General features: G+C 62.8%; 1 protein-coding gene. It reads right to left on the minus strand.

The window, feature by feature from the left end; genetic code table 11:
* Positions 1-96: 96 nt before the first annotated feature.
* Positions 97-741 (minus strand): FAD-dependent oxidoreductase (locus tag EN932_RS37335; protein WP_245483419.1); only part of this gene is annotated, 645 nt, incomplete at its 5' end.

Here is a 741-nt window from a genome sequence, read left to right on the forward strand (position 1 = left end):
CTTCATAGACGCGCGGGCCGGTCTTGATCGGCTTGGATGCCAACGCCGCATCGTCGTCCTGGTTGCTGTGCCTGGTGGGTCGGAGCATGGCGTCGGTCAAGCCTTTGCGGCGCTTGGTTCGGCGAACCGCGCCTGTGTGGGAAGGATACCGTCGAGGGCGATCGGCGCAGCCCGGCCGGCGATCAGTTCGGCGACGATGCGGGCCGATCCATGCGCCATCGTCCATCCAATATGGCCGTGGCCGGTGTTCAGCCAGAGGTTCTTGATGTTGCGCAGGCCGAGGATCGGCAGATTGTCGGGCGTCATGGGTCTCAGGCAGGCCCGCATTTCGGCGCGATCATAGGCGATACCGCGCGGGAACAGGTCCTGCGTGACGCGCTTCATGAAGGCGAAATCCGAAGACTTGTGGCTGCGATCATAGCCCGCGAATTCCGCGGTGGCGGTGACGCGGATGCGATCGCCCATCGGCGTGATGGCAACGAGATTGTGCTCATCGATGACGGGGAGTTTTGGAGCCAGCGCCGGGTCGACGATGGGAATGGTCAGGGAATATCCTTTGACCGGATAGATCGGCAAACCAAGGCCGATCTTGCGGGCGAGGATCGGGCTTTCGGCGCCGAGACACAGAACGTAGGCGTCGGCCAGAAAGTCTCCCTTGTCGGTGACGACCTGGATGATCGCGCCATTCCCATCGTCGACCCGGCGCTGGCTCCAAAACTCCCCGTCATCGATGAGCACAAT

Source organism: Mesorhizobium sp. M7A.F.Ca.US.002.01.1.1, from assembly GCF_004022955.1.
GTDB classification, from domain to species: domain Bacteria; phylum Pseudomonadota; class Alphaproteobacteria; order Rhizobiales; family Rhizobiaceae; genus Mesorhizobium; species Mesorhizobium ciceri.